Annotated in this window: 28 protein-coding genes and 1 tRNA gene; 14 read left to right on the forward strand and 15 right to left on the reverse strand. The window is 68.5% G+C overall.

The genetic code is table 11. The features are described 5' to 3' along the window. Positions 1-18: 18 nt before the first annotated feature. Genes N4R40_RS03465 through idi form a run of 7 tightly spaced genes read right to left on the reverse strand, consistent with a single transcriptional unit; the run spans position 19 to position 5,514 of the window. Complete coding sequence (locus tag N4R40_RS03465) at positions 19-894, reverse strand: prenyltransferase (RefSeq protein ID WP_261605968.1); 876 nt, start codon at positions 892-894, stop codon at positions 19-21. Beyond that, positions 891-1,196, reverse strand: a complete 306-nt coding sequence (locus N4R40_RS03470) for a lycopene cyclase domain-containing protein (RefSeq protein ID WP_261605969.1) — start codon at positions 1,194-1,196, stop codon at positions 891-893. Before N4R40_RS03470 ends, N4R40_RS03465 begins: the two co-directional genes overlap by 4 nt. After that, entirely contained in the window at positions 1,193-1,522 is a 330-nt protein-coding gene (locus N4R40_RS03475) for a lycopene cyclase domain-containing protein (protein ID WP_261605970.1), read from the reverse strand. Before N4R40_RS03475 ends, N4R40_RS03470 begins: the two co-directional genes overlap by 4 nt. Next, the gene (gene crtI, locus N4R40_RS03480) at positions 1,522-3,054 is read right to left on the reverse strand and encodes a phytoene desaturase family protein (protein WP_261605971.1); all 1,533 of its coding nucleotides are present in this window, start codon (positions 3,052-3,054) and stop codon (positions 1,522-1,524) included. Before crtI ends, N4R40_RS03475 begins: the two co-directional genes overlap by 1 nt. Continuing rightward, complete coding sequence (locus tag N4R40_RS03485; RefSeq protein ID WP_261605972.1) at positions 3,051-3,911, reverse strand: phytoene/squalene synthase family protein; 861 nt, start codon at positions 3,909-3,911, stop codon at positions 3,051-3,053. The genes crtI and N4R40_RS03485 overlap by 4 nt, the downstream gene beginning before the upstream one ends. Continuing rightward, entirely contained in the window at positions 3,908-4,969 is a 1,062-nt protein-coding gene (locus N4R40_RS03490) for a polyprenyl synthetase family protein (RefSeq protein WP_261605973.1), read from the reverse strand. The genes N4R40_RS03485 and N4R40_RS03490 overlap by 4 nt, the downstream gene beginning before the upstream one ends. Next, the gene (idi, locus tag N4R40_RS03495; protein ID WP_261605974.1) at positions 4,966-5,514 is read right to left on the reverse strand and encodes an isopentenyl-diphosphate Delta-isomerase; all 549 of its coding nucleotides are present in this window, start codon (positions 5,512-5,514) and stop codon (positions 4,966-4,968) included. The genes N4R40_RS03490 and idi overlap by 4 nt, the downstream gene beginning before the upstream one ends. 87 nt (positions 5,515-5,601) lie before the next feature. On the opposite strand from idi, the gene N4R40_RS03500 reads away from it, so the two are divergent. Continuing rightward, on the forward strand, positions 5,602-6,057 hold the full coding sequence (locus tag N4R40_RS03500) for a MarR family winged helix-turn-helix transcriptional regulator (RefSeq protein ID WP_261605975.1): 456 nt from the start codon (positions 5,602-5,604) through the stop codon (positions 6,055-6,057). Positions 6,058-6,121: 64 nt separating this feature from the next. Here N4R40_RS03500 and N4R40_RS03505 read toward each other — a convergent pair. Further along, a tRNA-Met gene (locus N4R40_RS03505) sits at positions 6,122-6,195 on the reverse strand. An 84-nt stretch (positions 6,196-6,279) separates the two neighbouring features. Here N4R40_RS03505 and N4R40_RS03510 point away from each other — a divergent pair. Both N4R40_RS03510 and N4R40_RS03515 read left to right on the forward strand, forming a co-directional pair. After that, positions 6,280-6,792, forward strand: a complete 513-nt coding sequence (locus N4R40_RS03510; protein WP_261605976.1) for a DUF6328 family protein — start codon at positions 6,280-6,282, stop codon at positions 6,790-6,792. Continuing rightward, the gene (locus N4R40_RS03515; RefSeq protein ID WP_261605977.1) at positions 6,789-7,598 is read left to right on the forward strand and encodes a carbon-nitrogen hydrolase family protein; all 810 of its coding nucleotides are present in this window, start codon (positions 6,789-6,791) and stop codon (positions 7,596-7,598) included. The genes N4R40_RS03510 and N4R40_RS03515 overlap by 4 nt, the downstream gene beginning before the upstream one ends. Here N4R40_RS03515 and N4R40_RS03520 read toward each other — a convergent pair. Then, positions 7,588-8,796: an aminotransferase class I/II-fold pyridoxal phosphate-dependent enzyme gene (locus N4R40_RS03520; protein ID WP_261605978.1), complete on the reverse strand. Its 1,209-nt coding sequence runs from the start codon at positions 8,794-8,796 to the stop codon at positions 7,588-7,590. The genes N4R40_RS03515 and N4R40_RS03520 overlap by 11 nt on opposite strands. Positions 8,797-8,895: 99 nt before the next feature. Here N4R40_RS03520 and N4R40_RS03525 point away from each other — a divergent pair, with 99 nt between their 5' ends. Genes N4R40_RS03525 through N4R40_RS03535 form a run of 3 tightly spaced genes read left to right on the forward strand, consistent with a single transcriptional unit; the run spans position 8,896 to position 13,141 of the window. After that, a complete protein-coding gene (locus N4R40_RS03525) occupies positions 8,896-10,413 on the forward strand; it encodes a S1C family serine protease (protein ID WP_261605979.1) in 1,518 nt (505 codons plus the stop codon). Between the two features lie 50 nt (positions 10,414-10,463). Then, positions 10,464-11,696 carry a CDP-glycerol glycerophosphotransferase family protein gene (locus N4R40_RS03530; protein WP_261605980.1) on the forward strand — a complete coding sequence of 411 codons (1,233 nt, stop codon included), beginning with the start codon at positions 10,464-10,466 and terminating at the stop codon, positions 11,694-11,696. Then, a complete protein-coding gene (locus N4R40_RS03535) occupies positions 11,693-13,141 on the forward strand; it encodes a CDP-glycerol glycerophosphotransferase family protein (RefSeq protein ID WP_261605981.1) in 1,449 nt (482 codons plus the stop codon). Before N4R40_RS03530 ends, N4R40_RS03535 begins: the two co-directional genes overlap by 4 nt. Before the next feature lie 13 nt (positions 13,142-13,154). Here the strand turns inward: N4R40_RS03535 and N4R40_RS03540 are convergent, their stop codons facing one another. Then, positions 13,155-14,246, reverse strand: coding sequence for a glycosyltransferase family 2 protein (locus tag N4R40_RS03540; protein WP_261605982.1), 1,092 nt, complete (start codon positions 14,244-14,246; stop codon positions 13,155-13,157). Between the two features lie 64 nt (positions 14,247-14,310). Here N4R40_RS03540 and N4R40_RS03545 point away from each other — a divergent pair, with 64 nt between their 5' ends. Beyond that, a complete protein-coding gene (locus N4R40_RS03545) occupies positions 14,311-15,585 on the forward strand; it encodes a CDP-glycerol glycerophosphotransferase family protein (RefSeq protein ID WP_261605983.1) in 1,275 nt (424 codons plus the stop codon). Between the two features lie 7 nt (positions 15,586-15,592). Here N4R40_RS03545 and N4R40_RS03550 read toward each other — a convergent pair whose 3' ends face one another. The 4 genes from N4R40_RS03550 to N4R40_RS03565 are packed head-to-tail and all read right to left on the reverse strand — an operon-like array spanning position 15,593 to position 18,771. Further along, a complete protein-coding gene (locus tag N4R40_RS03550; protein WP_261605984.1) occupies positions 15,593-16,885 on the reverse strand; it encodes a maltokinase N-terminal cap-like domain-containing protein in 1,293 nt (430 codons plus the stop codon). Next, positions 16,882-17,091: a hypothetical protein gene (locus tag N4R40_RS03555; RefSeq protein WP_261605985.1), complete on the reverse strand. Its 210-nt coding sequence runs from the start codon at positions 17,089-17,091 to the stop codon at positions 16,882-16,884. Before N4R40_RS03555 ends, N4R40_RS03550 begins: the two co-directional genes overlap by 4 nt. Before the next feature lie 4 nt (positions 17,092-17,095). After that, on the reverse strand, positions 17,096-18,034 hold the full coding sequence (locus tag N4R40_RS03560) for a hypothetical protein (protein ID WP_261605986.1): 939 nt from the start codon (positions 18,032-18,034) through the stop codon (positions 17,096-17,098). Between the two features lie 44 nt (positions 18,035-18,078). Continuing rightward, a complete protein-coding gene (locus N4R40_RS03565; protein ID WP_261605987.1) occupies positions 18,079-18,771 on the reverse strand; it encodes a phosphocholine cytidylyltransferase family protein in 693 nt (230 codons plus the stop codon). A gap of 192 nt (positions 18,772-18,963) precedes the next feature. Between N4R40_RS03565 and N4R40_RS03570 the strand changes: the two genes are divergently transcribed. Genes N4R40_RS03570 through N4R40_RS03580 form a run of 3 tightly spaced genes read left to right on the forward strand, consistent with a single transcriptional unit; the run spans position 18,964 to position 22,161 of the window. Then, positions 18,964-20,304, forward strand: a complete 1,341-nt coding sequence (locus N4R40_RS03570; RefSeq protein WP_261605988.1) for an ABC transporter ATP-binding protein — start codon at positions 18,964-18,966, stop codon at positions 20,302-20,304. Further along, positions 20,280-21,836 carry a hypothetical protein gene (locus N4R40_RS03575; RefSeq protein ID WP_261605989.1) on the forward strand — a complete coding sequence of 519 codons (1,557 nt, stop codon included), beginning with the start codon at positions 20,280-20,282 and terminating at the stop codon, positions 21,834-21,836. Before N4R40_RS03570 ends, N4R40_RS03575 begins: the two co-directional genes overlap by 25 nt. A 40-nt stretch (positions 21,837-21,876) precedes the next feature. Continuing rightward, positions 21,877-22,161: a DUF3039 domain-containing protein gene (locus N4R40_RS03580; protein ID WP_261605990.1), complete on the forward strand. Its 285-nt coding sequence runs from the start codon at positions 21,877-21,879 to the stop codon at positions 22,159-22,161. Positions 22,162-22,164: 3 nt separating this feature from the next. Here the strand turns inward: N4R40_RS03580 and N4R40_RS03585 are convergent, their stop codons facing one another. Then, the gene (locus tag N4R40_RS03585) at positions 22,165-23,490 is read right to left on the reverse strand and encodes a nicotinate phosphoribosyltransferase (RefSeq protein WP_261605991.1); all 1,326 of its coding nucleotides are present in this window, start codon (positions 23,488-23,490) and stop codon (positions 22,165-22,167) included. A gap of 53 nt (positions 23,491-23,543) precedes the next feature. On the opposite strand from N4R40_RS03585, the gene murI reads away from it, so the two are divergent. The 4 genes from murI to N4R40_RS03605 are packed head-to-tail and all read left to right on the forward strand — an operon-like array spanning position 23,544 to position 26,690. Further along, a complete protein-coding gene (gene murI / locus N4R40_RS03590) occupies positions 23,544-24,371 on the forward strand; it encodes a glutamate racemase (RefSeq protein WP_261605992.1) in 828 nt (275 codons plus the stop codon). Then, on the forward strand, positions 24,368-25,102 hold the full coding sequence (gene rph / locus N4R40_RS03595) for a ribonuclease PH (protein ID WP_261605993.1): 735 nt from the start codon (positions 24,368-24,370) through the stop codon (positions 25,100-25,102). Before murI ends, rph begins: the two co-directional genes overlap by 4 nt. Positions 25,103-25,125: 23 nt before the next feature. Continuing rightward, positions 25,126-25,719 (forward strand): RdgB/HAM1 family non-canonical purine NTP pyrophosphatase, encoded by a 594-nt coding sequence (rdgB, locus tag N4R40_RS03600; RefSeq protein WP_261605994.1) that lies wholly within the window; start codon positions 25,126-25,128, stop codon positions 25,717-25,719. A 59-nt stretch (positions 25,720-25,778) separates the two neighbouring features. Next, on the forward strand, positions 25,779-26,690 hold the full coding sequence (locus tag N4R40_RS03605; RefSeq protein WP_261605995.1) for a cation diffusion facilitator family transporter: 912 nt from the start codon (positions 25,779-25,781) through the stop codon (positions 26,688-26,690). Positions 26,691-26,774 lie beyond the last annotated feature (84 nt).

Here is a 26,774-nt window from a genome sequence, read left to right on the forward strand (position 1 = left end):
GAATCTGGTGGTGGCAGCTCAACCGGTGAGCAGCCACCACCAGATCAGCAACAGCGTCACGATGAAGCCGGACAGTTGGTTGATCCAGAGGAAGCGGCGCCATCCCACGGTCGCGCGCTCGGCCTCGGCGTCGTCGAGGTTGCGGTAGGGCCAGACCGCCGCGAGGTAGGGGACCACGACGACGGCCGCAAGGGGCCCCGGCCAAGCGACGCCCAGCATCGTGAGTCCCGCGGCGGCGTAGCAGACGAGCGCGAACCGTACGGTCCATCGGGCACCGCGGGCCGTCGCGATCGAGGCGATGCCCGCCTCCCGATCGGCGACGACGTCTTGCACCGCGCCGAATGCGTGCGAGGCGATGCCCCAGAGAGCGAATGCGACGATCACGAGAACAAGCGAGAGATCGGCGTCCGCGCCCCCCAGGACCAATCCGTAGACGGCGGGCGAGAAGAAGTGGATGCTGCTGGTCCCCGAGTCGGCGAAGGGCCGCTCCTTCAGGCGCAGGGGCGGTGCGCTGTAGAACACGACGAAGAAGAGGCTCGTGACTAGCACGACCCAGGACAGCGGGCTGCCTACCGCGATGAGGTAGAGGACGAACGGAAGACACGACAGCCCCGCAGCCCAGAGTGTCACGCCGTGCAGACTGCGGTCGAGCACGGCGCCTTGAACGCCGCCTTTTCGGGGGTTGCGGAGGTCCGACTCGTAGTCGAACACATCGTTGATGCCGTACATGGCGAGGTTGTAGGGGATCAGGAAGAACAGCGTGCCGACGATCAACGTGATATCGATCTCGCGCGTGGAAAGCAGATAGGCCGCCGCGAACGGGTAGGCCGTGTTGATCCAGCTCACCGGGCGGGAGGAGACGATGAGGTGGCCGAGCACGCCGCGGCCGCTCATGCGCGACGCCCGCGTGAGGAGAGGACGAAGACCGCAGGAACGAAGAACGCCGCGCACACGGGGTACGAGAAGTCCTCGAGTGGGGCGAGGCCGATGCGGATGCCGGAGAGATGCTCGGGCGGGTAGGTGAACAGGCCCACGGCGATCATGATGTTGTCGAAGACGGCCGTGAGCACGACGAGGACGAGGGCGGCGATCGCGGAGGAGCCCATGCGTCTGCCGAAGGCAGGCCGACGTACCGTGGCGAGCGTCACGATGAGCGTCACGATCGCGAACGGGATGATCAGCAGCGCGTAGGTCACGGCATCCTTTCCCGTCGCCGTGTGCCGCGTCGTTCGGCGGCGGCCCAGACGGTCAGCGCGAGCTGACACAGGAACGCGAGGAAGAAGGGTTCCTCCAGTGGCAAGTGCGGCGCAAGGTCGATGCCGAGCAGGAGTGGACTGTCGCCCTTGACGAAAACGCCTGCCGCGATGCCGGCGATGTCCCAGGCGAGCAGCAGAGCGGTACCGGCGAGGACGGCCAGCGCCGCGCGGCCGGGCCGGTGCCAGAAGGCGAGCCGGAATCGGGCATCGAGCGCGGCAACCCCCGCCGCCGACAGGAGAATCGCGATCAGGTAGAGGCCCGGCATCAGCGGACGGACGCCGGTGCGTCGCGGTGGATGCGCTCCACGGCCAGTTCTGCCGAGATGAGGCACATCGGCAGCCCGATTCCGGGGAGAGCCGAGGCGCCCGCGTAGTACAGGCCGGCGACGCGGCGAGAGGCGTTCTTGGGGCGGAACATCGCGCTCTGTCCGAGCGTGTGGGCGAGGCCCAGTGAGTTGCCGCGCCACGCGTGCAGGTCGTGCGCGAAGTCGCCGGGGGCGATCGTGCGACGCACGCGGATGCGCGCGGCGAGATCCGGGATGCCGGCCCACTGCGCGAGCTGAGCGATCGCCCGATCGGCGGCTTCCTCCACGCGCGGGTCGCCGTCGCCATCGACGCCGCCACGACCGATCGTCGGGTCCGCGGGGATCGGAACGAGCATGAACACGTTCGAGGATCCCGCCGGAGCGACCGTCGGGTCGGTCACGCTGGGCGTGCAGACGTAGAGCGATGCCGGGTCCGGGATGCGGGGATCATCGCCGAAGATCGCATCGAACCCCTCCGACCACTCGCGCGTGAACAGGAGCGTGTGGTGGGCCAGTTCCGGCAGCTCGCCGTCGACACCGAGCAGGACGAGGAGCGCCCCCGGGCTGGGTGTGCGCTTATCCCACCAGCGTTGCGGGTACGTCTGGAGGTCCGGGGGGAGTAGCGCGGTCTCGGTGTGGTGGAGGTCAGCGGTCGAGACGACCAGGTCGGCATCGATGGTCTCGCCGGATTCGAGCTCGACGCCCGTGGCCCGGCGCCCGACGGTGGTGATGCGCCGGGCGGGCACGCCGGTGCGGATGGTCACGCCGGCGGCACGCGCGAGGCGCTCGATCGCGTGGATGACTTCGATCAACCCGCCCGCGGGGTAGAGCACCCCCTGGCTCAGATCGAGATGGCTCATCAGGTGGTACAGGCTCGGCACGCCATACGGTGAGCCGCCGAGGAACACCGCCGGGTATCCGAGAATCTGCTGCAGGAGCGGATCGGAGAACCGCCGTTCGATGTGCCGCGACAGCGATGTGGTCAGCAACGGCGCGAGCTGGGGGAGTCGGCGCAGCACCTCGCGATCACGCAGGCCCGCCGTCGTGGCGTAGGAGTCGTAGAGGAAGCGTGAGACGGCGAGGTCATACGCCTCGCCCGCCGAATCGAGATACGCCTCGAGGCGGTCGCCCGAGCCGGGTTCGCGCTGCTCGAACAAGGCCCGCACCGAGGCGCGTCCGCTGACGACGTCGACGCGTTCGCCCGGACCATCACCGGTCGGTTCGGCATACACCCGGTACGCCGGTGTCAGCGGTGCGAGGTCGAGTTCGGCGGCCGCCGTCGTGCCGAGCAGCTCGAAGAACCGCTCGAACACCTCGGGCATGAGATACCAACTCGGGCCGGTGTCGAAGCGGAATCCGTCCTGCTCCCAGGACCCCGCCCGCCCACCGAGCTCCGCACGTCCTTCGACGAGCGTCACGTTCTGCCCCTCGTGAGCGAGGAGGGCTGCCGTGGCCAAGCCGGCGATTCCGCCGCCGATGATGATGACGTTCATTCGCTGGTCTTTCTCGGTCCGCCGGAGACCGCAGCACGCGCGGCGATCGCCGCTTTTTTGAAACCGGGCACCCGCACCCGCACGTCCGGGTCCTCGGCATGGCGCAAACGCTGCGCGAGCTCGGCGAACAGGTCATGCGCCGTGCTGACGGCGCGCCGACAATCCGCCGGGAGGTCGTCGATGACGGCGGCCGCCGCGGCGAGGTCGGCATCGATCCGGTCCAGAACGTCTTCGCGGGTGACGGCGCGTCCGTCCATGCCGAGGTAGTCGCGGCCCAGGACATCCGCGTCGACCGCGCGGTCGCGGAGGAAATTGATGTCCTGGAACGCGGCGCCGAGTCGCCGGGCGCCGGTGACCAGGGCGGCATCCGGGGTGACGGGGTGCGGAGCCCCGGCATTCAGGAACACCTGCAGACACATGAGCCCGACCACCTCGGCAGACCCGTACACGTACGCGTCGTGCGACGCCGGGTCGTGTGTCGAGACGTCGAGATCGGTTCGCATGGAGGCGAAGAACGGGCGGATGAGGTCGGCGCCGATGCCGCACTCGCGTGCGGTGAGGGCGAAGGCATGGACGACGACATTCGTGCTGAATCCTCGGCTGAGGGCGATCAGAGTCTCCGCCTCGAGCTCGTCGAGGACGCGGCGGACCGTTGCGGGATCGAGGCCCGCCTCGGCCGCTGCGCCGTCGACGATCTCATCCGCGATCCTGACCAGCGCGTACACGGTGCGGATATGGGGCCGCGGGCGCGCTCCGAGCAGTCGAGCCGCGAGCCCGAAGGACGTCGAATACTCGCCGATGACGGTGGCGGCGGCTTCGCGGGCCGCACTGTTGTAGGTCGTGAGTGAGGTGGTCACGGCATCCGTTTCTCGATGCGGTCGGCGATGCCGGCGAGCAGTTCCACGGCGGCAGTCGGCAACAGGGGGTCGGCGGCGACGACGCGCGCTTGTTCGATCATCGAGGCGATCAGATCGACGAGGGCTCCGCGGGCACCGCTCGCGGTGAGCACTTTCTGGGCGCGTCGGATCGCGATGGGACCCGTGGGCGCCAGATCAAGGGCGACACTGACCCGGGCCCAGTCGGGAGAGCGCTGGGCGAGGGCGATCAGCGTGGTCCGCTTCGATTCGCGCAGGTCCGCTCCGGCGGCACGACCCGCCTGTGCGGGTGAGCCGAACGTGCCGATCAGATCATCGACCAGCTGGAATGCGAGGCCGAGCCGGCCCGCCGCATCGCTCACCTGCGCGCGTTGAGCGGGCGATGCACCCGCCAGGAGAGCGCCGGCGGCGATGGGGGCCTCGAAGGAGTACACCGCGGTCTTCTCGTACGCGGTGGAGAGGAGTTCGTCGGCATCCGGAATGCGGGGGAGGATGGCGTGTTCCACGTCACGCAGTTCGCCGCCGGCCGACCGCAGGACGGCATCGTCGACGAGGCCGAGCAGTCCGTCTCGTTGCGCTGCACTCAGCGGCGCGGACGCGATGAGTCTGACGGTCTCGAAGAGCAACAGGTCGCCCGCGAGCACACCTGCCGCGCTTCCCAGGAGGACCGCGTTGTCCGGCGCCGCTCCAGCATCCTCGCCGCGCTGACGGAAGCTCCCCGACACGTTGGGCACTCCTCGACGCTCGACATCGCGGTCGATGACGTCGTCATGCACGACGAAGGCAGTGTGCAACAGCTCGAACGCCGCGGCGACATCCCAGATGGCGGGCACGTCGTCGGCGTTTCCTCCGAACGCGCGAAAAGACGCGACGACGAGGGCGGGGCGAAACCGTTTCCCTCCGTCCGCAGCGAGGGTCGTCGCATGGACGAGATCCTCGAGCGATCGTGAATAGCGCGCACCGCGGGCGCTGAGGCGTGTCAGGCTCCGTTCGATGGCGGCGTCGACGCGGGCGGCGCTGTCCGGGGGGAGCGTGATCATGATGCTCGGCGCAATCGTGGAGCATCGAAGAGGTGCAGCTGCTGGGCCTGCAGGACGAGCCACGGGCTGAACGCCCACGGCGTCGCGGTCAGCGCGGCCGCGAGCTCGGCCGGGTCTACCCAGCGGGAGTCCATGACCTCCGCCCGGTTCGGCTCGAGCTCGCCGTCGGCATAGGCGACGTAGACCGGGCAGAGTTCGTTCTCTACCGTGCCGTCGGCGTCGACGGCACGGTAACGGAAGAGTGGGAGGGCGAGCTCGAGACCGCGAACGGAAAGCCCCAATTCATGACCGGCGTGGCGATGAACCGCGCTCGCGACGGGTTCGGCGGGTCGCGGGTGGCCGCAGAACGAGTTCGTCCAGACCCCTGGCCAGGTCTTCTTCGACAGGGCGCGGCGCGTGACGAGCACTTCTCCTCGGTCGTTGAGGACGTGGCAGGAGAATGCGAGGTGGAGGGCGGTGTCGCTGCCGTGGACGCTGGACTTCGGAGCGGTCCCGATCTCGTTTCCGTCCTCGTCGAGTAGAACGACCACATCCAGGTCTGTCATCTTTTCTCCTTTTTCGCTAGTTTATCTAGCGATATCTGGAATGCTACAGAATGGATGAGGGGGTGTCCAACGATGCAAAAGCGATGGATGCCCGATGACGAGCGTGAACGCCTCGTGCTCCGTACTCTAGAGGCGGTACAGGTCTTCAGCGATGCGATGGACCAGATGCACGGCGGCTTGCGCGGTGACATGGACATGAACGCCAGTGATGTCGCAGCGCTCCGGATGCTGATCATGCGCGAGCGTTCGGGCCAGGACGTCCAGCCCCAGGACATCGCCCGCCACCTGGCGATCTCGACGGCGTCGACGACGAAACTCCTGGATCGTCTGACTGACAGCGGTTATGTGGAGCGCCGCCCACATCCGATTGACCGGCGTGCCCGCATCGTCGTGGTCACCGACGTCGCGCGGGCGGACTTCTATCGACACTTCGGTGAGAGGCTCGGGCGGATGCGGCAAGGGATGGCTGGCTACACCGACGTCGAGCTGCGAGCGATTGTGCGCTTCCTCGCGGATATGTCCCACGCGCTGATCGAGCAGTAGTGCACGGGCGCAAGCGAAAGGCCCTCTGATCAGGATATTTCCCGATCGGAGGGCCTTTCTTTTGTTGCGGGGACAGGATTTGAACCTGCGACCTCTGGGTTATGAGCCCAGCGAGCTACCGAGCTGCTCCACCCCGCGTCACAAGAAATTACTTTAGCACGGGTTTCGTGTGACGCTGAACCGTGGTTGCCGATGCGCGGTCGTGCACGCGAGGATGAGGGCATGGCATCCCCCCTTCCCTCGCGTGACCGGGCGTTGGGAGACGATCGCGTCGACGGCCGCGACGAAAGCCCGAACGAGCGGTCGGATCGCCAATGGAGCGAGGTGTTGCAGGAGTTGCGTGTCCTGCAGACGGGCACGCAGATCCTCACCGGGTTTCTCCTCGCCCTGGCTTTCCAGCCGGCTTTTGTCGATCTTGGCCCCGGTCAGCGAATCTTCTACCTCGTGCTCGTCGTCCTCGCCGCGATCAGCGCGATCGTCGCTCTCGCGCCGGTGGCATTGCACCGGATCCTCTTCCAGCGCCGGGAAAAGCAGGTCGTCGTCGCGTACGGGCACGCGGCGCTCGTGACGGCGCTGTTCACGGTGTCCCTCCTCCTTGTGGGCGTCGTGGCCTTCGTCTTCGACGTGGTCCTGGGTGACAGCGCCTCGTGGGCAGCCGGGATCGTCCTGGGGCTTCTCGTGACGGTGCTCTGGCTCGTCATCCCGACGGTCCTGCGGATCCGAGGCCGGTCATGACCGCCGTCGCCGTTGCGCAGTTCGCCCCCACGGCGGATACGGCCGCGAACTTGAGGGCGATCGAAGAGCTCGTGGAGCGGTCGGCGGCGCGCGGCGCGCGGGTCGTGCTGTTCCCGGAGTACTCCAGCTACTTCGTCCACCCGTTCGACGACACGCTCACGGCACACGCGGAGGACATCGGCGGTCCCTTCACGCAGGGCATCGGACGGATCGCGGCGGCGCAGAAGGTCGTGATCGTCGCAGGGTTGCTCGAACGATCGCCGGCAGCCGGGCACGTGCGCAATACCGTCATCGCGGTCAACGCGGACGGCGTACGAGCGACCTATCGAAAGCTGCATCTCTACGATGCCTTCGGTCAACGGGAGTCCGACTGGGTGGAGGCGGGCGAAATCGCCGAGCCCGAGACATTCGAGGTCGACGGCCTGCGGTTCGCTCTCATGACCTGCTACGACCTGCGATTCCCGGAGGTGGCACGAAGGCTTGCCGATGCGGGGGCACATGTCGTCCTCGTCGCGGCAGAATGGGTGCGCGGACCTCTGAAAGAGCAGCACTGGCGCACGCTGCTGCACGCCCGGGCGATCGAGAACACGCTCTACGTCGCGGGGGCCGATCACCCGCCGCCGCTCGGTGTCGGCGCGTCGATGATCGTCGATCCTCAGGGGGTGGAGATCGCGGGTGTCGGCACCGGTACCGACATCGCGGTGGGGTGGCTCGATGTGGATACGGTCGAGCGCATCCGTCTGGTCAATCCTGCTCTCGCGCTCCGTCGCTTCGGCGTGCAGCCGCTCGACGGACTCAACGCCTGAGGGCAGCCAGCCGCTCGGAGGCCTCCGCGATCACGGACGGCTTCTTGCACGCCGCGAAGCGCACGAGGGTGCGGTAGGACGCCGACCGCTCGGCGCCGACGAACGCCGTCAGGGGAATTGCGACCACACCGACGCGGGCCGGGAGTGCGCGACAGAAGTCGGCAGCGTCTTCGTCGGGTCCGAGGAAGGCAGCGGCGTCCGCGACCGTGAAATACGACCCGGCCGGACGCGAGACGGCGAAGCCGGCAGCGTGAAGTCCCGCACCCAACAGCTCGCTCTTTCTCCGCAGCGTCTCGGCAGTGCCGGTGAAGAATGCGTCGGGGAGGGCAAGACCCACCGCGATCGCCGGTTGGAACGGCGCGCCGTTGACGTAGGTGAGGAACTGCTTGACGGCGACGATCGCGGTCACCAGGTCGGCTGGTGCCGTGATCCACCCGATCTTCCACCCGGTCGTGGAGAACGTCTTTCCGGCCGACGAGATCGACACGGTCCGCTCAGCTGCTCCCGGCAGGGTTGCGATCGGCACGTGGCGCTCCTCGAAAACGAGATGTTCATACACGTCGTCGGTGACGATGATCGCGTCGTGGCGCTCGGCGAGCCGGACGATCTCGGTCCGCACCTCGGCCGAGAAGACGGCGCCGGTCGGGTTGTGCGGATCGTTGATCAGGATCAGGCGCGTGCGATCGGTGATCGCACGCGCGAGTGCCTCGAGATCCGGCTGAAAGTGCGGCCAGGGGAGGGCGACCGGGACGAGCCGCGCACCGGCGAGGGCGACGAGCGCCGCGTACGCGTCGTAGTACGGCTCGAACACGACGATTTCGTCCTCCGGCCCCTCGACCAGCGCAAGGATCGTCGCCGCCAGCGCCTCCGTCGCGCCCGCGGTCACGAGAACCTCTCGCTCGGGGTCGACCGGGAGCCCGTAGAACCGCTGCTGATGCGCCGCGATCGCATTCCGCAGCACCGGCATGCCCAGGCCTGGCGGGTACTGATTGACCCCCGCTGAGATCGCCGCGCGGGCGGCATCCAGGACGTCGGTCGGCCCATCCTCATCGGGGAAGCCCTGACCCAGGTTGATCGCGCCGGTGGCGGCGGCGAGCGCCGACATCTCGGCGAAAATCGTCGGGGCCACCGTGCCCTGCGCGTCGAGCAGTCCGGCACCGGACGCCGTGCGCCGCCATGCTCCCGGGATCTTTCGCATCCGGCTCACGTTACATGCATAGGCTGGTCCGGGCGCGGCCATAAGGAACGCACAGAATCCCGCGGCATCCTGAAGGTGTCTTGGGAAGAAGGAACACCGATGAGCGAACACACGCCCTCCACCGATCAGCCGCACGACGACCACCCGCCGACGGAACACGCCGTTCCCGCGGCCGCCGCGGAGACACACCCCGCGGTCGTCGTCCCGCCGGTTCCTCCGCTGCCCGCTCAGGCGGCCGCTGCGGCGCCGGCGTCCGCGCCCGCGTCGTATGCGACGCAGGCGCCCTACACCGCGCCGACTACCGGCGGCTACCCGCAGCCCGGCTTCGGAGCTGCGCCCACCACGCCCTATGGGGCCACGCCCACGTCGCCGTACACCTCCGCACCGCAACCGACACCTGAAGCGCCGGTCGCGGCATCGGCGGGCAAGGTCGGCGCCGGCAAGATCGTCGGGATCATGGTGGCCGCTGCCCTCGTCGGCGGTGCGGCCGGTCTCGGTGGCGCCGCCGCGGGCGCATCGTTCTTCCCGTCGTCGCAGACCGTCGTCACGACCGGTGCGGGGGCGGTCACCGTCAACAACACCGACTCGGTCAACCAGACGACCGCGATCGCCGCGAAGGTTCTCCCGAGCGTCGTGACCATCTCTGCCGCATCCGGCTCCTCGGGCGGCACCGGGTCCGGCGTCATCCTCACGAGCGACGGCTACATCGTCACCAACACGCACGTCGTCACCCTCGACGGTGCAACCTCGGACGCGACCCTCAGTGTCACGACCTCCGACGGAAAGGTGTTCCAGGCGGAGCTCGTCGGCACCGACCCGACCTATGACCTCGCCGTCATCAAGCTGAACGACGCCACCGGCCTCACCCCGATCGAGTACGGCGATTCGTCCAACCTCAACGTCGGCGACCAGACGGTCGCGGTGGGCGCGCCGCTCGGCCTGTCGAACACCGTCACCACCGGCATCGTCAGCGCCCTGAACCGATCGATCCAGATCGCATCGTCGGCTGCCCCCGAGGGGGATGTGCAGGAGGAGGACAACGGCGTCGAGGGTGAGTCACCCTTCCAGTTCGATTACGGCCAGGGCCGAGCTCCGTCCGCGGGATCGGGCTCGATTTCGATCTCGGTGATCCAGACGGACGCCGCCATCAACCCGGGCAACTCCGGCGGTGCGCTCGTCGACGGCGAGGGCAAGCTCATCGGCATCAACGTCGCGATCGCGACCGCGAGCGGCTCGAGCTCGAGCGAGTCCGGCTCGATCGGCGTCGGGTTCTCGATCCCCTCCAACATCGTCCAGCGCGTGACCGACGAACTGATCGCCGACGGTGTCGCCACCCACGGTCTGCTCGGCGCGATGGTCGGCGACGCGGCCGCGCGAGAGGGTGCGACGACCTCCGGTGCCTACATCAGCGAGGTGACGGCCGGTGGCGCCGCCGCGGATGCGGGGCTCCTGGCCGGCGATGTCGTGACCTCCTTCAACGGATACCCGGTCACGGATGCGACCGATCTGACCGCGCAAGTTCGGGCACTCGCCGGTGGCAGCTCGGCGACGGTCGTCTACCTCCGCGACGGCAAGACTCTGTCGGCGGACGTGACGTTGGGCACGCTCACCCCGTAACCCACGGTTTTGACAAGGAAGGACGCCACCCCGCGCGATAGGCTCGCGGGGTGGCGTCCTTCTCTTTCGGCGCCGGCAACGCCGGGAAGCTTCTGCGCATCCCGCTGTACGCCGTCGGGCGGATCGTGACCGCCGTTGTCCCGCGCAGCCGCGACCTGTGGGTCTTCGGCTGTGCCGTCGGCCTCACCGACGGCGCGTGGGCGCTCTGGCATCATGCCGCGGCCGCAGGGGAGCGGGCGGTCTGGCTCACCGGCACGGCGGCGGACGCGCAGGAGGCGCTCCGCCACGGCATCCCGCACGCACCCAAGATGTCGTTGCGTGGCTTCTGGCTGACGACGCGGGCGCGCGTGATCGTCGTGACGCACGGGTTCGGCGATGTCAATCGCTACGCCGCGACGGGCGGCATCATCGTGCAGTTGTGGCACGGTATCCCGCTGAAGCGCATCGGACTCGATTCGCCCGTCACGACGGAGAGCCCCGTGCCCATCCTGGGCGGTGTGTTGCGTGGCTTCTATCGCCGCACCCAAGCGCGCATCCGCCTCCTGCCGGCCGCGTCCGAGCTCGTCCGGGGCAGACTCGAATCAGCTTTCGGTCTTCCCGATGACCGAGTGCCGGTCACGGGAGAGCCGCGAGTCGACGTTCTCTCTCGGGGGAGCGGAGCGGAGCGTCGCGACGCGGCCCGGCTGACGCTGGCGACTCTGGTCGGACCGGCCGACCCCGGTGTCCGCCGAGTCCTGTACGCGCCGACCTGGCGGGACGGCGCGCCGGACCCCGCCATTCCGACGGCCGATCAGTGGAGGAAGCTCGTCGAGCTCCTCCACGACACCGACACGATTCTCCTGGTGCGGTCACACCCGCTCGGTGCCGGCGACTACGAGAGCCCCGGCGGGTCGGATCGTGTGCATGCGCTCGGCAGCGACATCGTTCCGGACATCACGCCGCTCCTGGCGGGGATGGATGTCCTCGTCACGGACTACTCGTCGCTCGCTTTCGATGCGTCCCTCGTCCCATTGCCGACCGTGTTCTTTGCGCCCGATCTCGCCGAGTACGCGGCGCGGCGTGGGTTCTACGGCACGTACGAGGATGTCGCGGGTACGGATCCGGCGCGGGACTGGGAGAGTGTGATCGCGCACCTGCGCAGAATCCTCACCGATGAACAGCACCGCACCGAGGAGAGCCAGCGCGCCGCGCGTCTGAGCTCCCGTGTGCATGCCTTTGCGGACGGCCGCAACACCGACCGGGTCTACGCGCGGATCCGCGCAGCGATGGAAAGAGAGTCATGACGATCACTGCTCGGATCGATGTCGATCCCGTGCCGACGCTCACGCTGGAGGGCGATGGTCCTGTCCCGAGCGCTGTCCGGATCACCGGGCGCCGCGCCGCCGTGCAGGCCGACATCACCGATCAGGGCTCTGGCTGGCGCGCATCGCTCCCACTCCAGGCGGCGCGCTGGGGCGGGCTGCCTCGCCCGTTGCCGTCGGGGGAGTACCGGTTGCGGGTCGAGGGGGCTACGGGTGTCGAGGCTGCCGCGGTCCCACTCACCATGACACCGACGTTACGTGCGGCCCTCGCGGACGGCGCCCTCGTGCTCGGTCCGCCGATCGATCCTGCCTACGATTCGGGCGAAGGGCAGGATGCGCTCGAACGCCGCTACGCGACGCGTCCGGCGGAGCTGGAGAACGCGGTGTTCTTCGAGAGCTTCTACGGCCGCAACGCGTCGTGCAATCCGCGGGCGATCGATCGCGAGCTCGCCCGCGTGGCCCCGAGCGTTGTCCGGTATTGGAGCGTCATCGATCTGTCCGTCGACGTGCCGGACGGTGCGATCGCGGTCATCGAGGGCAGCCCCGACTGGTGGCGGGCGCGGGGTTCCGCCCGGCTCCTCGTCGTCAACGACTGGCTGCGCCGGCGATATGCGAACCGCAAGGGCCAGGTCGTGTTGCAGACCTGGCACGGCACGCCGTTGAAGAAGCTCGCGTTGCACCGTCCCGGTTTCGACCCGCGGCGGATGGCGGCGGTCATCCGTGAAGGGCGACGGTGGAACGTGTTGCTCGCGCAGAACCCGTACGGTGCCCGCATCCTCCGGAAGGCATATGCCTTCTTCCGACGCCCGGTCTGGGTCGAGGGGTACCCGCGCAACGACGTCCTCATCACCGGGGACGCCGCAGCCGCCCGCACGGCACTCGGCATCGGAGCCGACGAACGGGTCATCCTGTATGCGCCGACCTGGCGCGATGACCGCGAGCAGATGGTCGACTTCCTGGATCTGTCGCAGTTGGCTCGTGCGGCCGGGGCGACCCTCCTCGTCCGCGGCCATTCGCGGACGCTGCTTCCGGGTTCCGACACGCACGGCGAGCGCGTCATCGACGTCACGGCATACCCCGATATTTCGGAACTCCTCCTCGTCGCGGACGCGCTCATCACCGACTACTCATCGGTCATGTTCGATTTCACGGCGACCGGCAAGCCGATCTACTTCTTCACGCCGGATGTCGAGCACTATCGCGGCGAACTGCGCGGCTTCTACTTCGATCTCGCCGCGCATGCCCCCGGACCGCAGGCCCGCACGCAGGACGAGCTGGAGGACGCGCTCGCGGATGTCGAGGCTCCGGGCCGCTACCGCGAACGCTATCGCCGGTGGCGCGAACGCTTCAACAGCCGCGACGATGGCCACGCCGCCGAGCGTGTGGTCGCGCGCATCCTGGACCAGGGGTTCGTCGAGCGCGGGTGACCGCCGTGCCCTCTTACGGCAACGGCGTGTTGCGTTTCAGGCGTGAGGTGTCGATATTCTCGCGGGCGCCGCGCAGCGCTCCGATGACGAAACCGATGCCCCAGGCCAGATGCATCGTCGGAATGACGAGGAGAGTCCACAAGCGTTCTCGCACACCGTGGACGGCTGCCGGGGAGCACACGTATCCGGTCATCAGCGCGACGTAGGCGATCAGCGGAAGATAAACGACGGATGCCGCGAGTGCCCAGACCCCGCTCAGCACGCCGGCGACCTGCAGAAGCGCCACGATGACCGCGACCGCGACGACGAGCACGAGCGCCGGTGGTGCGAAGAAGCGCACGGAATTACGGCGCCCGTAGCGGCGCACCAACTCTCCGCGCCACGTCCCGGTCGATCGGAACTGTCGCGCCAGTCGCACCCAGTTGTCCCGCGGCCAGTACGTCACCGACAGCGCAGGATCGAACCAGACCCGATATCCCGCACGGCGGATGCGGAGGTTGAGTTCCCAGTCCTCGCCGCGCCGCAATGACTCGTCGAAGAGTCCGACTTCCTCCAGCACGTCGCGGCGCATGACGCCGAGGTAGGCGGATTCTGCGGGGCCCGCTTCGCCCCCCGAGTGGTAAGCCCCGCCGCCGAGTCCGATCGGGGAGTTGTACGCGCCGGCCACGGCACGTTGGAACGGTGTCTGTCCCTCGGCGCGCATGACGCCGCCGACGTTGGCGGCGTGGGTGCGATCGAGCGTGTCGAGCGCGCGACGGGCATAGCCGGGTTCGAGGGCCGAGTGGGCGTCGACCCGCACGATCGTGGGGTGGATGCCGGCGCGAATCGCGCGATTGACCCCGACCGGGATATCGGCTTCCGGGTTCGCGACGAGGCGCACCCGAGGATCCGCGGCGGCGAGGGTTCTGGCGATGTCGTCGGTCGCATCGGTGGACGGCCCCAGCGCGAGAATCAACTCGAGGGGACCGTCGATGTCCTGCGCGAGCACACTCGCGACGGAACGCGCGAGGTAGTCCTCCTCGTTGAGGACGGGCATGACGAAAGTGACGCCCGACCCCGGAGGGGCAGAGGCGGCGTCCCGCGCCCGAGGCTCGTCTTCGTGCATCCGTCGATCATCGCACGCCCCACAGTCCTCCCGAGGCAACGGCCGGGCTGGCTAGGCTGGAGGCGTGGGCATCATCTCGGACGGCCGGAAGGCACTCGCACTCGTACGAAAGGCGGTCAAAAACCGCTTGGCTGCGCGTGACGTTCGTGGCCAGCTCGTCTCCGCGCCCCTGCCGCCTTCGCAGCATTTTCGCATCGCCGTGTACTTCGCGGACGGCGCGGTCAACATGTACCAGATCCGCCAGTGGTACAAGCCCCTCGCGGAGCTCGCGAAGACGTGGCCGGTCGTGGTCCTGAGCCGCAACCCGACGGGCGCGCGCGCCCTGCTCTCCGACGCCGCGCTGCCGGTCGCGTTCACCCCGACCGTTCGGTCGCTGGAGAAGTACCTCGCCGACCAAGACATCCGCATCGTGCTCTACGTCAACCAGAACACCCGCAATTTCCAGATGTTCCGGTATGGGCACCGCTGGCACGTGTTCATCAACCACGGCGAATCCGACAAGATGTACATGACCACGAACCAGTTCAAGGCGTATGACTACGCCCTGATCGCCGGTGATGCCGCGCAAGAGCGCCTCGCCCGTGTGTTGTGGGATTACGATTTCGCGGCACGCACGATCGCGATCGGTCGACCGCAAGCCGACCACTACTCCGGTGTGCTGCCGTACACGCCCGACCAGCGCACGGTCGTCCTGTACGCACCGACCTGGGAGGGCGACCGGCCGTCCGCGCATTACGGGTCGATCCGCACGCACGGCGAGGCGTTGACCGCCAGCATTCTCGCCTCGCCCACCCACCGGCTGATCTATCGCCCGCATCCGCGATCGGGCGTCGTCGATCCCGAGTACGGGGCGGCGAACCAGCGCATCATCGAGGCGATCCGCGCGGCCAACCGTGCCGATCCGTCGGCGCAGCACGTCTTCGACGATCGTCCCGATCTGGGGTGGCAGCTCGCGGCGGCCGAGGTGGCCGTCGTCGACATTTCGGCGATGGTCTACGACCGCCTCGCCGCCGACAAGCCGCTCCTCGTCACGCGGCCGCTCGATCCAGAAGCCGTCGTCGACACCCACGGCTACCTGGCGGATGCGGAATGGCTCGACGCGGCGGCCTCCGGCGATATCGTCGCGGCGGTGCAGCGGTTGCAGGAAGACCCCTCGTCCGTTGCGCGGCTCGAGGGGTGGGTTCGTCACTACTTCGGCGACACCGCGCCGGGTGCGGCGACGGCGCGGTTCCACGCGGCGATCGCGGAGCTCTTGGATCGGTGGGAGACGTGGCACCTGCGCACCCTCGACGATGCCGACGAACCGGAGCAGGACGAAGCCGACCTCGACGAGGAGTGAACGCCGGTCAGCGTGCGACGAGTCGCTCGATCGCGCTGAGCGGGATCTGCAGCCAGGCGGGCCGGTGTCGGGCTTCGTAGATCGCCTCGTACACAGCTTTGTCCAGCTCGAGCGCGTCCAACAGCGCTCCGGTCGGCTCGTCGCCGACCGCATCGCGGTATCCCGTGAGGAAAGCTTCGCGCGCGGCGCGTGCCCACGCATCGGAAACAGCCGCATCGCCCCGCCGATCGAGTCGGAGGGATCCGGCGACGTAGTCGAACGAGCGCAACATGCCCGCGATGTCGCGGAGTGCGAGGTCCGGCGCGCGCCTCTCGGCGATCGGCCGCATCGGCTCACCTTCGAAATCGAGGACGACCCACCCTCGTCCGGGCACCAACAGCACCTGGCCGAGGTGGTAATCGCCGTGCACGCGTTGCAGCGCAGGCCAGATCTGCTCGGCGGCCGCCGCATAGACGGCTTCGATCGCGGGGCGCTTTTCGGAGAGCGCCGGGACCTCGTCGATCGCGATCGACAGTCGGCACGCCCAGGCTCCGGCCAGAGCCGTGCGGGCGGCGGCATCGGCGGGAGCGGTCGGCAACAGCCGGGCAAGATCGCGATGCACGTCGGCGGTGGCGCGACCGAGCGCGGCGGCGGCGGTCGTGAAGTCGGTGCGTGTGAATGCCGCACGCAACGCGACCCGCCACGCGTCCTCGACATCCGACAAGAACTCCTGCGCGAACGCGAACGATCCCTCGACCGAGGTGTTCGCATCCGACGGCGACCGCCAGAAGCCGTCCACCCGGCCGATTGCGCGCGGAACATGCACGGACCCGGCGTCCGCCAGCGCCGTCTGCAGCTCGATGTCGGGATTGAGCCCGGGGTTCAGCGGGCGGAAGACCTTGCAGATCACCGGCGGCGCCGACGGCGAGCGATAGATGATCGACGTGTTCGACTGCTCGCCGGAGAGGACCTCGGCAGTGACGTCGCCGGTGCCCAACCCCAGGTCAGCGAAAAGCGCGCGCGTATAGGCGCGGTCATGTGGGCCGTCGATCAGGACGCTGTCGCCGTCACCGCGCCCGATGACGGATGCCGGGTCCGCGGCATCCGTGGACGCGCGTTCGACGAGCGGGACCTGATACACGATGGGGCGTGCCGGAGCCTCGTCGACCAGGACGAGGACACGGACGGTGGCGGTCGTGTCGTCCGTGGGGAGAAGATGGTCGGCCAAGACGCGCACGCGCGGGGGCGTCGCACCTGCCGTGAACCACCGTTGGCGCGGCAACCACTCCGTGAGACACGCCAGCGTGCGATCGAGCGTCATTCCTCGAGCTTAGGTGGGTCCTCGGCCTGAGCTGCCTCGAGGTAGACCTCGACCGGGACCGAGAAGGCGACTCCGGCTGCACCGAGGATCCCCAGGTCGTCCACCGGCGGCGGCAGGATCTCGACGGGCTCGCGCGGCTCCCACGGCTCGGAGGGAAGCCCGCCCCACTCCGTCGGCTCTTCGGGGCGACTCTGGAAGATGCCCATGCGACTATTCTGCCGTCACGGTCGGTGCGACCTCGGTGGTCGTGGGTGTGCGGCGCGTCACGGTGCTCACAGCGGTGCCGACAGCATGAGTCACGGCGCCGGTCATCCGCTTTCCACCGGCGATGACGGCGCCGCCAGCGCGCAGCACGCCGCCGACGGCGACCCGCTCGACCGTGTGCGCGCCCTCGCGTGGCTCGAGCTCTGCCGGGTACTGCTCCGGCGGGACACCGAACGCCCGCCGGGAGCCGACGATGACGCGGCGGCCGAGGATGTGGTTGCCGGTGCCGCCGACGGCGGCGCCGATTCCGAACGGGAGCGCCTTGCCGAGGACGGATGCGCTGCCCTTCGCGGCGAACTGGCGGACGAACGTCGACTTCAACCGGTCGACGAGGGGGCCCACGGCAGCGCGGGGGAGTGACTTCGTGACCAGTTCGCCCCAATACTTGTCGCGGGTGACGCCTTTACCGGCGATCTGCTTGCTGAGCTGCGCGACGAGGTCGACGCCCTCCTGGCCGAGCATGAGCGTGAGGACCAGAGCGCGCGCGCGGTCAGGATTCTCGATCGGGATACCGTGCAGTTCTGCCAGCGACTGCGCGTACAGGGCCGTCGCCTCCAGAAATCCCACCGTCTCGACTCCGCTGAGCGCGAGCGTCACGCCCGTTCCGATCCCGGGGACGACGGCCGTCGCGCCTACCGCTGCACCCCCGGTCGTGACCGCAGCCAGATAGCGCCGCTCCAGCATGCGCGCGATCTCGACGGTGCTCGCTGTGGGGTGTCGCAGGCGAATGCTCCGCAGGTGCGCCACCACGGCAGGGCGCTGCACCTGCAACACGCGATCGAGTGCGCGGATCGCGCGCGGGTGCTCCGCCGATCCCTGCGGCGGCAATCCGCCGTCCCAGGGGGAATCAGCGGGTAACGAGTGGATGCGGGGGACCTTGGCCATGACGCATCGATCCTAGAAGCGTCCGCTGAAGGAGCGCTGAGCGATCACACGTACAGGTTCGCCCGCTCGAGGTCTTCGGCGAAGTCGACCTCGACCGCGTACAGGTCCGAGATGTCGAGCGGCTCGAGGAGCAGCCCGTTCTCGGCGATGGCGAGTTCCAGTCCGCGCTCGAAGTAGTCCTGATCGTCGACGCGGCCGAGCTGAGCCATGAAGGCACGCTTGTCCGCCGCGGAGATGTAGTTGATGCCGACGGCTTCGCCGATACCGCCACGCACGGTCTTGGAGAGGGCGTTGATGAAGCCCTCCGCCGTCACGGTGTACTTGACTTCTTCGTCGCTGACTTTGGCGGTGTTGACGGTGACGAACGACTGCTTGCGCTCGATCAATTCGATGGCGCGGCCGAGGATGCGGGGGTCGAACACGACATCGCCGTTCATCCACAGCACGCCGCCCCTGCCCGTCGCCTGGAGCGCGCGCAACAAGCTCTTCGACGTGTTGGTCTGGTCGTAGCGCTCGTTGTAGACGTAGTCGACATCGGGGAACGCCTCCACGACCGTCTCGGCGCGGTAGCCGACCACCGTGGTGATGCGCGCATTGTCACCGAAGGCCGCACGGATGTTGTCGTGCTGCTGACGCATGATGGTGCGCCCGTCGCTGAGTTCCGTGAGCGGTTTGGGCAGGCTTCGCCCGAGGCGCGAGCCCATTCCGGCCGCGAGGATGACAGTCTGAAGAGTCAAGGGGTGCTCCTGAGGAAGGTGTTCATTGTCGGTTTGACAAAAGGACACTCCTTCGTGCCGATTGTCATGGTAACGAAGCCACCTGGGAACACCCGGAATGCGCGTGCGACGTTGTCGTTTCGTGACATTGGCCCCGACGTCATCCCGTGACACGCCCCGACGTAATCGTGCCCGGCTTGCTAGGTTGGACGAGTGACCGCCGCTTTGCCACGCCCCGAGAAAGAACCGGAGAAGGCCGTCACCTCTCGCGAATCGTCCCTCCCGCCGAAGCCGACCGTTCCGGCAGCACAGGCCGCATCCGACCGTGCCGAGGCGACGCCTCCGCGGCCCCCGATGCCTGCGCCACCGGCGAAACGGCCGACACCCCGGGCCCCGACGCCGCGAGCGAGCGCACCTCGCACGCCGCGCAAGAAGAAGGTCGCGCCCGCACGCGCCGTGCCGCCCAAGCCCGACGTGCCCGCAGACATCGCGGCGGCACAGTTCGCGGAGCATGAGGCGCCCGTCGTCGACGATTCCGATGTGCTCGAGCTGCCCGCCGAGCCGGACGTCGAGCCCGAACCCGAGACAGTCCCGGAGCCTGAGCCTGTGCCTGAGCCTGAGCCTGAGCCTGAGCCTGAGCTGGACCCCGTCCCGGAGCCTGAGCCTCAGCTGGAACCGGAGCCTGAGCCGCAACCCGAGGTCGCGTCCGAGCCGGAGGTCGACGGCAACCTGTCCGTCGCACCGGTCTCGCACGCGGACGTCGACGCGTTGCCCGATATGGACATCGACACCGCGGTCACGGCACTTCGGGTGCGCGGCATATCGAAATCCTTCGGACAGACGCGAGCGGTCGACAACGTCGACCTCACGATCCCCGCGGGAACGTTCTACGGGATCGTCGGTCCGAACGGCGCCGGCAAAACCACGACACTGTCGATGATCGCGGGGCTCCTTCGCCCGGACCGCGGGACGATCGAGGTCGCGGGCATCGATCTGCGCACCTCTCCGGCGCGCGCCAAACGCCAGATGGGGATCCTGCCCGATCGGCTGCGGACCTTCGACCGGCTCACCGGGCGTCAGCTCCTGCACTATTACGGCACGCTGCGCGGAGTGAAGTCGGCCGTCGTCGAAAGCAGGACGGCCGACCTCGCCCGGGCCTTCGACCTCACCGAGGCACTCGGACGCCCGGTAGCGGATTACTCCGCAGGCATGACCAAGAAGGTCATGCTCGCCGGTGCCATGATCCACTCGCCGCGGGTCCTGGTCCTCGACGAGCCGTTCGAAGCGGTCGATCCGGTCTCCAGCAGCGTGATCCTCGACATCCTCTCCGCATACACCTCCCACGGCGGCACGGTCATCCTGTCCAGCCACGGGATGGAGCTCGTCGAACGCGTCTGTTCCGGCGTCGCGGTCATCGTCGCCGGGCAGGTGCTTGCGGCGGGGACGGTCGCGGAGGTCCGCGGCGAGCTCACGCTCGAGCAGCGCTTCATCGAACTCGCGGGCGGCTCGAACGACGTGGAGGGCCTCGAGTGGCTGCACACGTTCTCCGGCTGAGGCTGCACCTCCTTTTCGGTGCACTCCGCGGCGACCGCCGTCACGTCATCCGCACGCTCCTCGGGCTGCTCGTCCTGCTTCTCGCCGTCGGCGCCGTGTGCTGGGCGGTCCTGCGCCTGCGCACCGCTCCGGTCGAGGTTGCGCTGACGGTCTCGGTCATCGCGGGAGCCGCCGCCACGGCGGGTTTCTTCGTCGCCGCGCTCGTCGGCGGGTTCGACGATCAACTCGATCCGCGACGATTCGCTGTCTTCGGCCCGGCACCGCGGCCGCTCGCGTTCATCTTGTTGCTCGCGAGCGTCTTCAGCGCCCCGATTCTCGCCCTTGTCGCCGTCGGCGTCTGCGTCGTGATGCTGTGGACGGCGCACGGCGCCCCGCTCGGGTTGTGCGTGCTCGCCGTGATTCTCGGCATCCTCACGTGCCTGTTGCTGGCCAAGGTCGCACTCGCTCTCGGCGGCCTCGTCCTTCATGAACGTCGCTCGCGCGAGCTCACCGGGATCTTTCTCATCGCGATCCTGGTCATCGTCGTGCCGGTCGGTGTGTTCCTCGTCTCGCTCGAGTGGGATGGCGACGTGCCGGCCGCGCTCGGCGAGGCCGTCGACGTCCTGGCGCTCACCCCGCTCGGCGCGGCCGCCGCGTTGCCCGCGCGAGCGATCGACGGTGATCTGGTGGGCCCGCTCGTCGTGGCATCACTGACGGTTCTCGTACTGGGAATCCTGTGGGTGTGGCTCGTCGAGCACGTCCTGACGACGATCGAGCGACCGAGTTCAGGTCGGGAGCGCCGAGGCCTCGGATGGTTCGCCGTCACGGCCGGGACTCCCACCGGTGGGATCGCGGCTCGCAGCCTCATCTACTGGCTCCGCGATCCGCGGCATCTGGTCAATCTCGCTATCGTGCCGATCGCGGCGGTCGTCACGGTGCTCCCGCTGATGCTCGTGGGTGTTCCGGTCGAGATAGCCGCGCTCGTGCCGGTTCCGCTGATGGCGCTCTTCTTCGGATGGCTGGCGCACAACGATCTTGCCTATGATTCGACGGCACTGTGGATGCACCTGGCGGCAGCTGTCCGCGGGTACGCAGACCGGGCCGGGCGACTCGCTCCGGTCTTGCTCGTCGCCATTCCGGTGCTCGCCGTAGCGCTTCCGATCGCGATCATGCTGCACGGCCGGTGGGCGGTTCTGCCGGCGATGGTGGGCGTGTGCGCCAGCCTCTTCCTCTGCGGTCTCGGCTTGTCGTCGATCTCCTCCGCACTCGCGCCTTATCCCGTTTCGCGCCCCGGCGACAGTCCGTTCCAACAGCCGCAGCGCACCGGTGGCGGGCTCTCCCAGGGCGTCGTCCTGATCGGGGCGATCATCTTGTCGCTGCCCGCGCTGTGGTGGGGGTGGCTGACGCTCACCGCCGACGTCGAATACGCATGGACTGCGATGTGGGGTGGCCTCGCGATCGGCCTCGCGGTCCTGCTGATCGGGGTCTTCGGCGGGGGAGCGGTCTTCGACCGTCGCGGCAGTCGGTTGATGGAGTTCGCGGAGTCCACCTGACCCGCCCGCCCCGATCGGGCCGCCGCTAGACTCGGGGACCATGAGCATTCCCACAGGCGGACCCAGCCCGGTCGACAGCCCCGATCAGGGTGGGCTGGCGACGCTGGACCGTGAGCTCGAAGAGCTCCTCCGCGAAGAACACGTTGAGCCGGGCGACCACGAGCGCTTCTCGCACTACGTGAAGAAGGACAAGATCCTTGAATCGGCCATCACCGGCAAGCCTGTTCGCGCGCTCTGCGGCAAGAAGTGGACCCCGGGACGCGACCCGGAGAAGTTCCCGATCTGCCCGACGTGCAAGGAAATCTACGAATCGATGATCGGCTGAGCCTCAGTTCGCATCGACGTAGACAGTCGGAAGAGCGGGGTCGGATCGACTGAGGGCGAGTGCCCGCACGGGCAGCTCCTCGCGGACGCGCAGATGGTGTTCCCGGGCGGCGACCACACCGGCCGCGCCCTCGAAGGCAGCACCCGTTTCGCCTTGCTCGACGAGGGTGACGTGCAGCGGCCGCGCATCCGGGTATTCAGCCGCGGTCGCCACCTGCTCGAATCCATCCGACACGATGATCAGCTCACTCGTCGCTTTTCCCCGTTCGAGCGTGCGGAAGGCCGCCTTCCGCCCACCCGTGGAGGCCTTGTCGGCAGAGGCCTTGGCCACCGAGACCCACGCGCCGGACGAGTCCTGGCGGGCGACCAGCTTGTAGACCATTCCGGCTGTCGGCGCCCCGGAGCCGGTGACGACGGAGGTGCCGACCCCGTACGCATCGACAGGGGATGCCGCCAACGCGGCGATCGCGAACTCGTCCAAGTCGCTTGTGACGGTGATCTTCGTCCCGGTCGCGCCGAGCTCGTCGAGCTGCGCACGCACATGCGCGGCGACGGTGGGGAGGTCGCCGGAGTCGATCCGCACGCCGCCCAGGCCGGTACCGGCGACGTGGACCGCCAGGGCGACGCCCTCGCTGATGTCGTACGTGTCGATCAGCAGTGTCGTGTCGATACCCAAAGCGTCGATCTGGCTGCGGAACGCGGCTTCCTCGGTGTCGTGCAGAAGGGTCCAGGCGTGTGCTGCGGTGCCCATCGTGGGGATACCCCACGTGCGTCCCGCCTCGAGGTTGCTCGTCGCGCCGAAGCCGGAGATGTACGCGGCGCGGGCCGCCGCGACCGCCGAGCGTTCGGCGGCGCGCCGCGAACCCATCTCGGCGAGTGGTCGATCGCCGGCGGCGATACTCATCCGGGCGGCGGCGCTCGCGACGGCGGAGTCGTGGTTCATGATGCTGAGCGCGAGGGTCTCCAAGACGACCGCTTCCGCGAACGTGCCCTCCACGGTGAGGATCGGCGAACCGGGGAAGTACAGCTCACCCTCGCGGTAGCCGGTGATCGATCCGGAAAACCGGTACCCCTCGAGGAACGTGAGGGTCTCGGCGCTGACGATTCGCTCGTCACGGAGGTAGCGCAGTTCGTCCTCGCCGAATCGGAACTCCCGCAACTCCCGCAGGAGCCGACCCGTTCCGGCGACGACCCCGAAGCGGCGGGCACCGGGAAGGCGGCGTCCGAACAGCTCGAACACGCAGGGGCGCTGTGCGGTCCCGTCTCGGAGGGCGGCATCGAGCATGGTGAGCTCGTAGCGGTCGGTGAGCAGGGCGGTCGACTCCGGCATGCGGTCACTCTATCGACGTGACGGCCTGCACTCGGCGGGTAGGCTGGACAATCGTGAATGACGCACCGATCGGAATCTTCGACTCCGGCGTCGGCGGCCTCACCGTGGCCCGCGCTGTCTCGCAGCTTCTGCCGCGAGAATCGATTCTCTACATCGGTGACACCGCGCATTCTCCCTACGGACCGAAGCCGATCGCCGATGTGCGCCGCTTCGGTCTCGAAGTCCTCGACACGCTGGTGGCCGAGGGCGTGAAGATGCTCGTCATCGCCTGCAACACGGCATCCGCCGCACTTCTGCGCGACGCGCGCGAACGCTACGACGTTCCCGTCGTCGAAGTGATCGGTCCCGCCGTTCGCACGGCCATCTCCGCGACCCGCAATGGTCGCGTCGGCGTGATCGGGACCGATGGCACGATCAGCTCGGGCGTCTACCAGGACATGCTCGGTGTTCATCCTGAGCTCACGGTCTCTGCGGTGGCATGCCCGCGGTTCGTCGATTTCGTGGAGGCCGGTGTCACCGGATCCCCGGAGGTCCTCGCTGTCGCCGAGGAGTACCTGGCGCCGCTGCGGCACGCGGGTGTCGACACGCTGGTCCTGGGCTGTACGCACTACCCGTTCCTCGAGGGTGCGATCAGCTATGTGATGGGTCCGGAAGTGTCGCTCGTCAGCAGCGACACCGAGACGGCGAAAGATGTCTACCGCAGGCTCGTGTCGCGTGACCTTCTGGCCGGGCCCGATGCCGTCCCGACCCACGTCTACGAAGCCACCGGCGCGTCAGCCGATGACTTCCTCCGTCTCGCCGATCGGCTGATGGGCCGCGGCGTGTCTTCCGTGCGCCTCGTGCAGACCGGCGCGATCGACATTCCGAAGGGAACCCCATGACCGAGACCATCCGCAAAGACGGCCGTACCGTCGACCAGCTGCGCCCCGTGGTGATCGAACGAGGCTGGAGCGCGCACGCCGAAGGATCGGCACTCATCTCCTTCGGTGGGACGAAGGTGCTCTGCACGGCCTCCTTCACCGGCGGCGTGCCCCGCTGGCTCACCGGCAAGGGCAAGGGGTGGGTGACGGCGGAGTACGCGATGCTGCCGCGCGCCACCAATTCGCGCAACGACCGTGAGTCGATCAGGGGCAAGGTCGGTGGGCGCACCCACGAGATCTCGCGGCTCATCGGGCGCGCGCTTCGCGCCGTCGTCGACACGAAGGCGCTGGGCGAGAACACGATCGTGATCGACTGCGACGTCCTGCAGGCAGACGGCGGCACCCGCACCGCCGCGATCACCGGCGCCTACGTCGCGCTGGTCGACGCGATCGAGTGGGGCCGCGCGAAGGGGCTCGTCGGCAAGAATGCGAAGGTCCTGATCGATTCCGTCGCGGCGATTTCGGTCGGGATCATCGATGGTGAGCCCATGCTCGACCTCGCGTACGTCGAGGACGTCCGCGCTGAGACGGACATGAACGTCGTCGTCACCGGACGCGGCCTGTTCGTCGAAGTCCAGGGCACCGCTGAGGGCGCTCCGTTCGACAAGCGCGAGCTCGATGCCCTCCTCGACCTCGGCGTCGCCGGATGCGCTGACCTGCGTGAGCAGCAGGCTGCGGCGCTCCAGGCCTGAAGCGTCCCGCACCCGGAACACGCATGAGCAGAATCGTCCTCGCGACCCACAACCCGCACAAAGTCGAGGAGTTCGGCGCGATCGTCGCCGCGACGCGCCCCGATCTCGAGGTCGTCGGATACGACGGTCCCGAGCCGGTCGAGGACGGCGTGATGTTCGCCGACAACGCGCTGATCAAGGCGCGCGCCGCGGCTGCGCACACCGGACTGCCGGCCTTGGCGGATGATTCGGGGATCTGTGTCGATGTCCTGGGGGGCGCGCCCGGCGTCTTCTCCGCCTATTGGGCGGGGCACAAGAAGGACGCCGTTGCCAACCTCGAACTCCTGCTCGATCAGCTGTCCGATATCGCCGATCCGCACCGCGCGGCGCGGTTCGTCTCGACGATCGCGCTCGTCACGCCGGATGGCCGTGAGCACGTCGTCGAGGGCGTCTGGCCCGGACGACTTGCGTTGCGACCGTCCGGTGGCGGCGGGTTCGGGTACGACCCGATCTTCCTCCCCGACGGTCACGACGGTCGGAGCGCCGCCGACCTCACCGCGCCGGAGAAGAATGCGGCATCCCACCGCGCGCGCGCCTTCGTCGCCCTCGCCCCGCTGCTTCAGAATCTGGAGCGATAACCGTTCCCGACTGGGGCGTGGAGCGGGTGCGCGCCCGGGGCGGGGCATAGCCTCGGATCATGCACGATCATGCACCCGCTGGCGGTCTCCGGGGCGCGAGCAACCAGCGGCTCCTCGCAATCTCGCTGTCGTTGACGGCGAGCGTCATGATCGTCCAGATCGTCGGCGCTGTCATGACCGGATCGCTCGCGCTCCTCGCTGACGCGGCACACATGTTCACGGACGCCTCAGCCCTCGTGATCGCCCTGATCGCCTCGCGGGTCGCCGCGCGCCCGGCCGACGACCGCAACACGTACGGATATCAGCGGGCCGAGGTCTTCGGTGCTTTGGTCAACGCCGTCATCCTGATCATGCTGATGGTGTGGATCGCCGTCGAAGCCGTGGGCCGACTCCTACGCCCGAGCGAGGTGGAGGTCGCCGCCGGCCTCATGCTCGTCGTCGCCGTGGTCGGCCTCATCGCCAACGCCGTCTCGATGTATCTGCTCAGCGCCGCGCAGAAGCGGAGCATCAACGTCCGTGGTGCCTACCTCGAAGTTCTCGGCGATCTGATCGGTTCCGCCGTCGTGATCGTCGCGGCCGTCGTGATCGCCGTCACCGGGTGGATGCCGGTCGACGCGCTCGCGTCGCTCGTCATCGCGGCGATGATCGTGCCGCGCGCCGCGGGGCTTCTCCGGGAGGTCCTCTCGGTTTTGGGGGAACGTGCTCCGCAGGGCACCGAGGTCGCCGCGATCCGGGACCACATCCTCGGTGAACCGGGTGTCGTCGATGTCCACGACGTGCACGTGTGGCAACTCACCCGGGGCGCCCCGGTGTTCACCGCCCACGTCGTCGTGGACGAGGCGGTGCTCAGCGGGGGATCGGGACAGTTGCTCTCGCGCCTGCAGGGATGTCTGTCCTCGCATTTCGATGTCGAGCATTCCACGTTCCAGTTCGAACCGGCAGGCCACCGCGAACACGATCGCCACGGCTGATCACGCCCGGGTCGGCGACAGCGGGCGGGTGCGCGCTCTCGCTGGTCGAGCGCCGCTGCGACGCCGCGGTGTATCGAGATCGTC

The organism is Microbacterium memoriense, from assembly GCF_025398275.1.
Lineage (GTDB): Bacteria > Actinomycetota > Actinomycetes > Actinomycetales > Microbacteriaceae > Microbacterium > Microbacterium memoriense.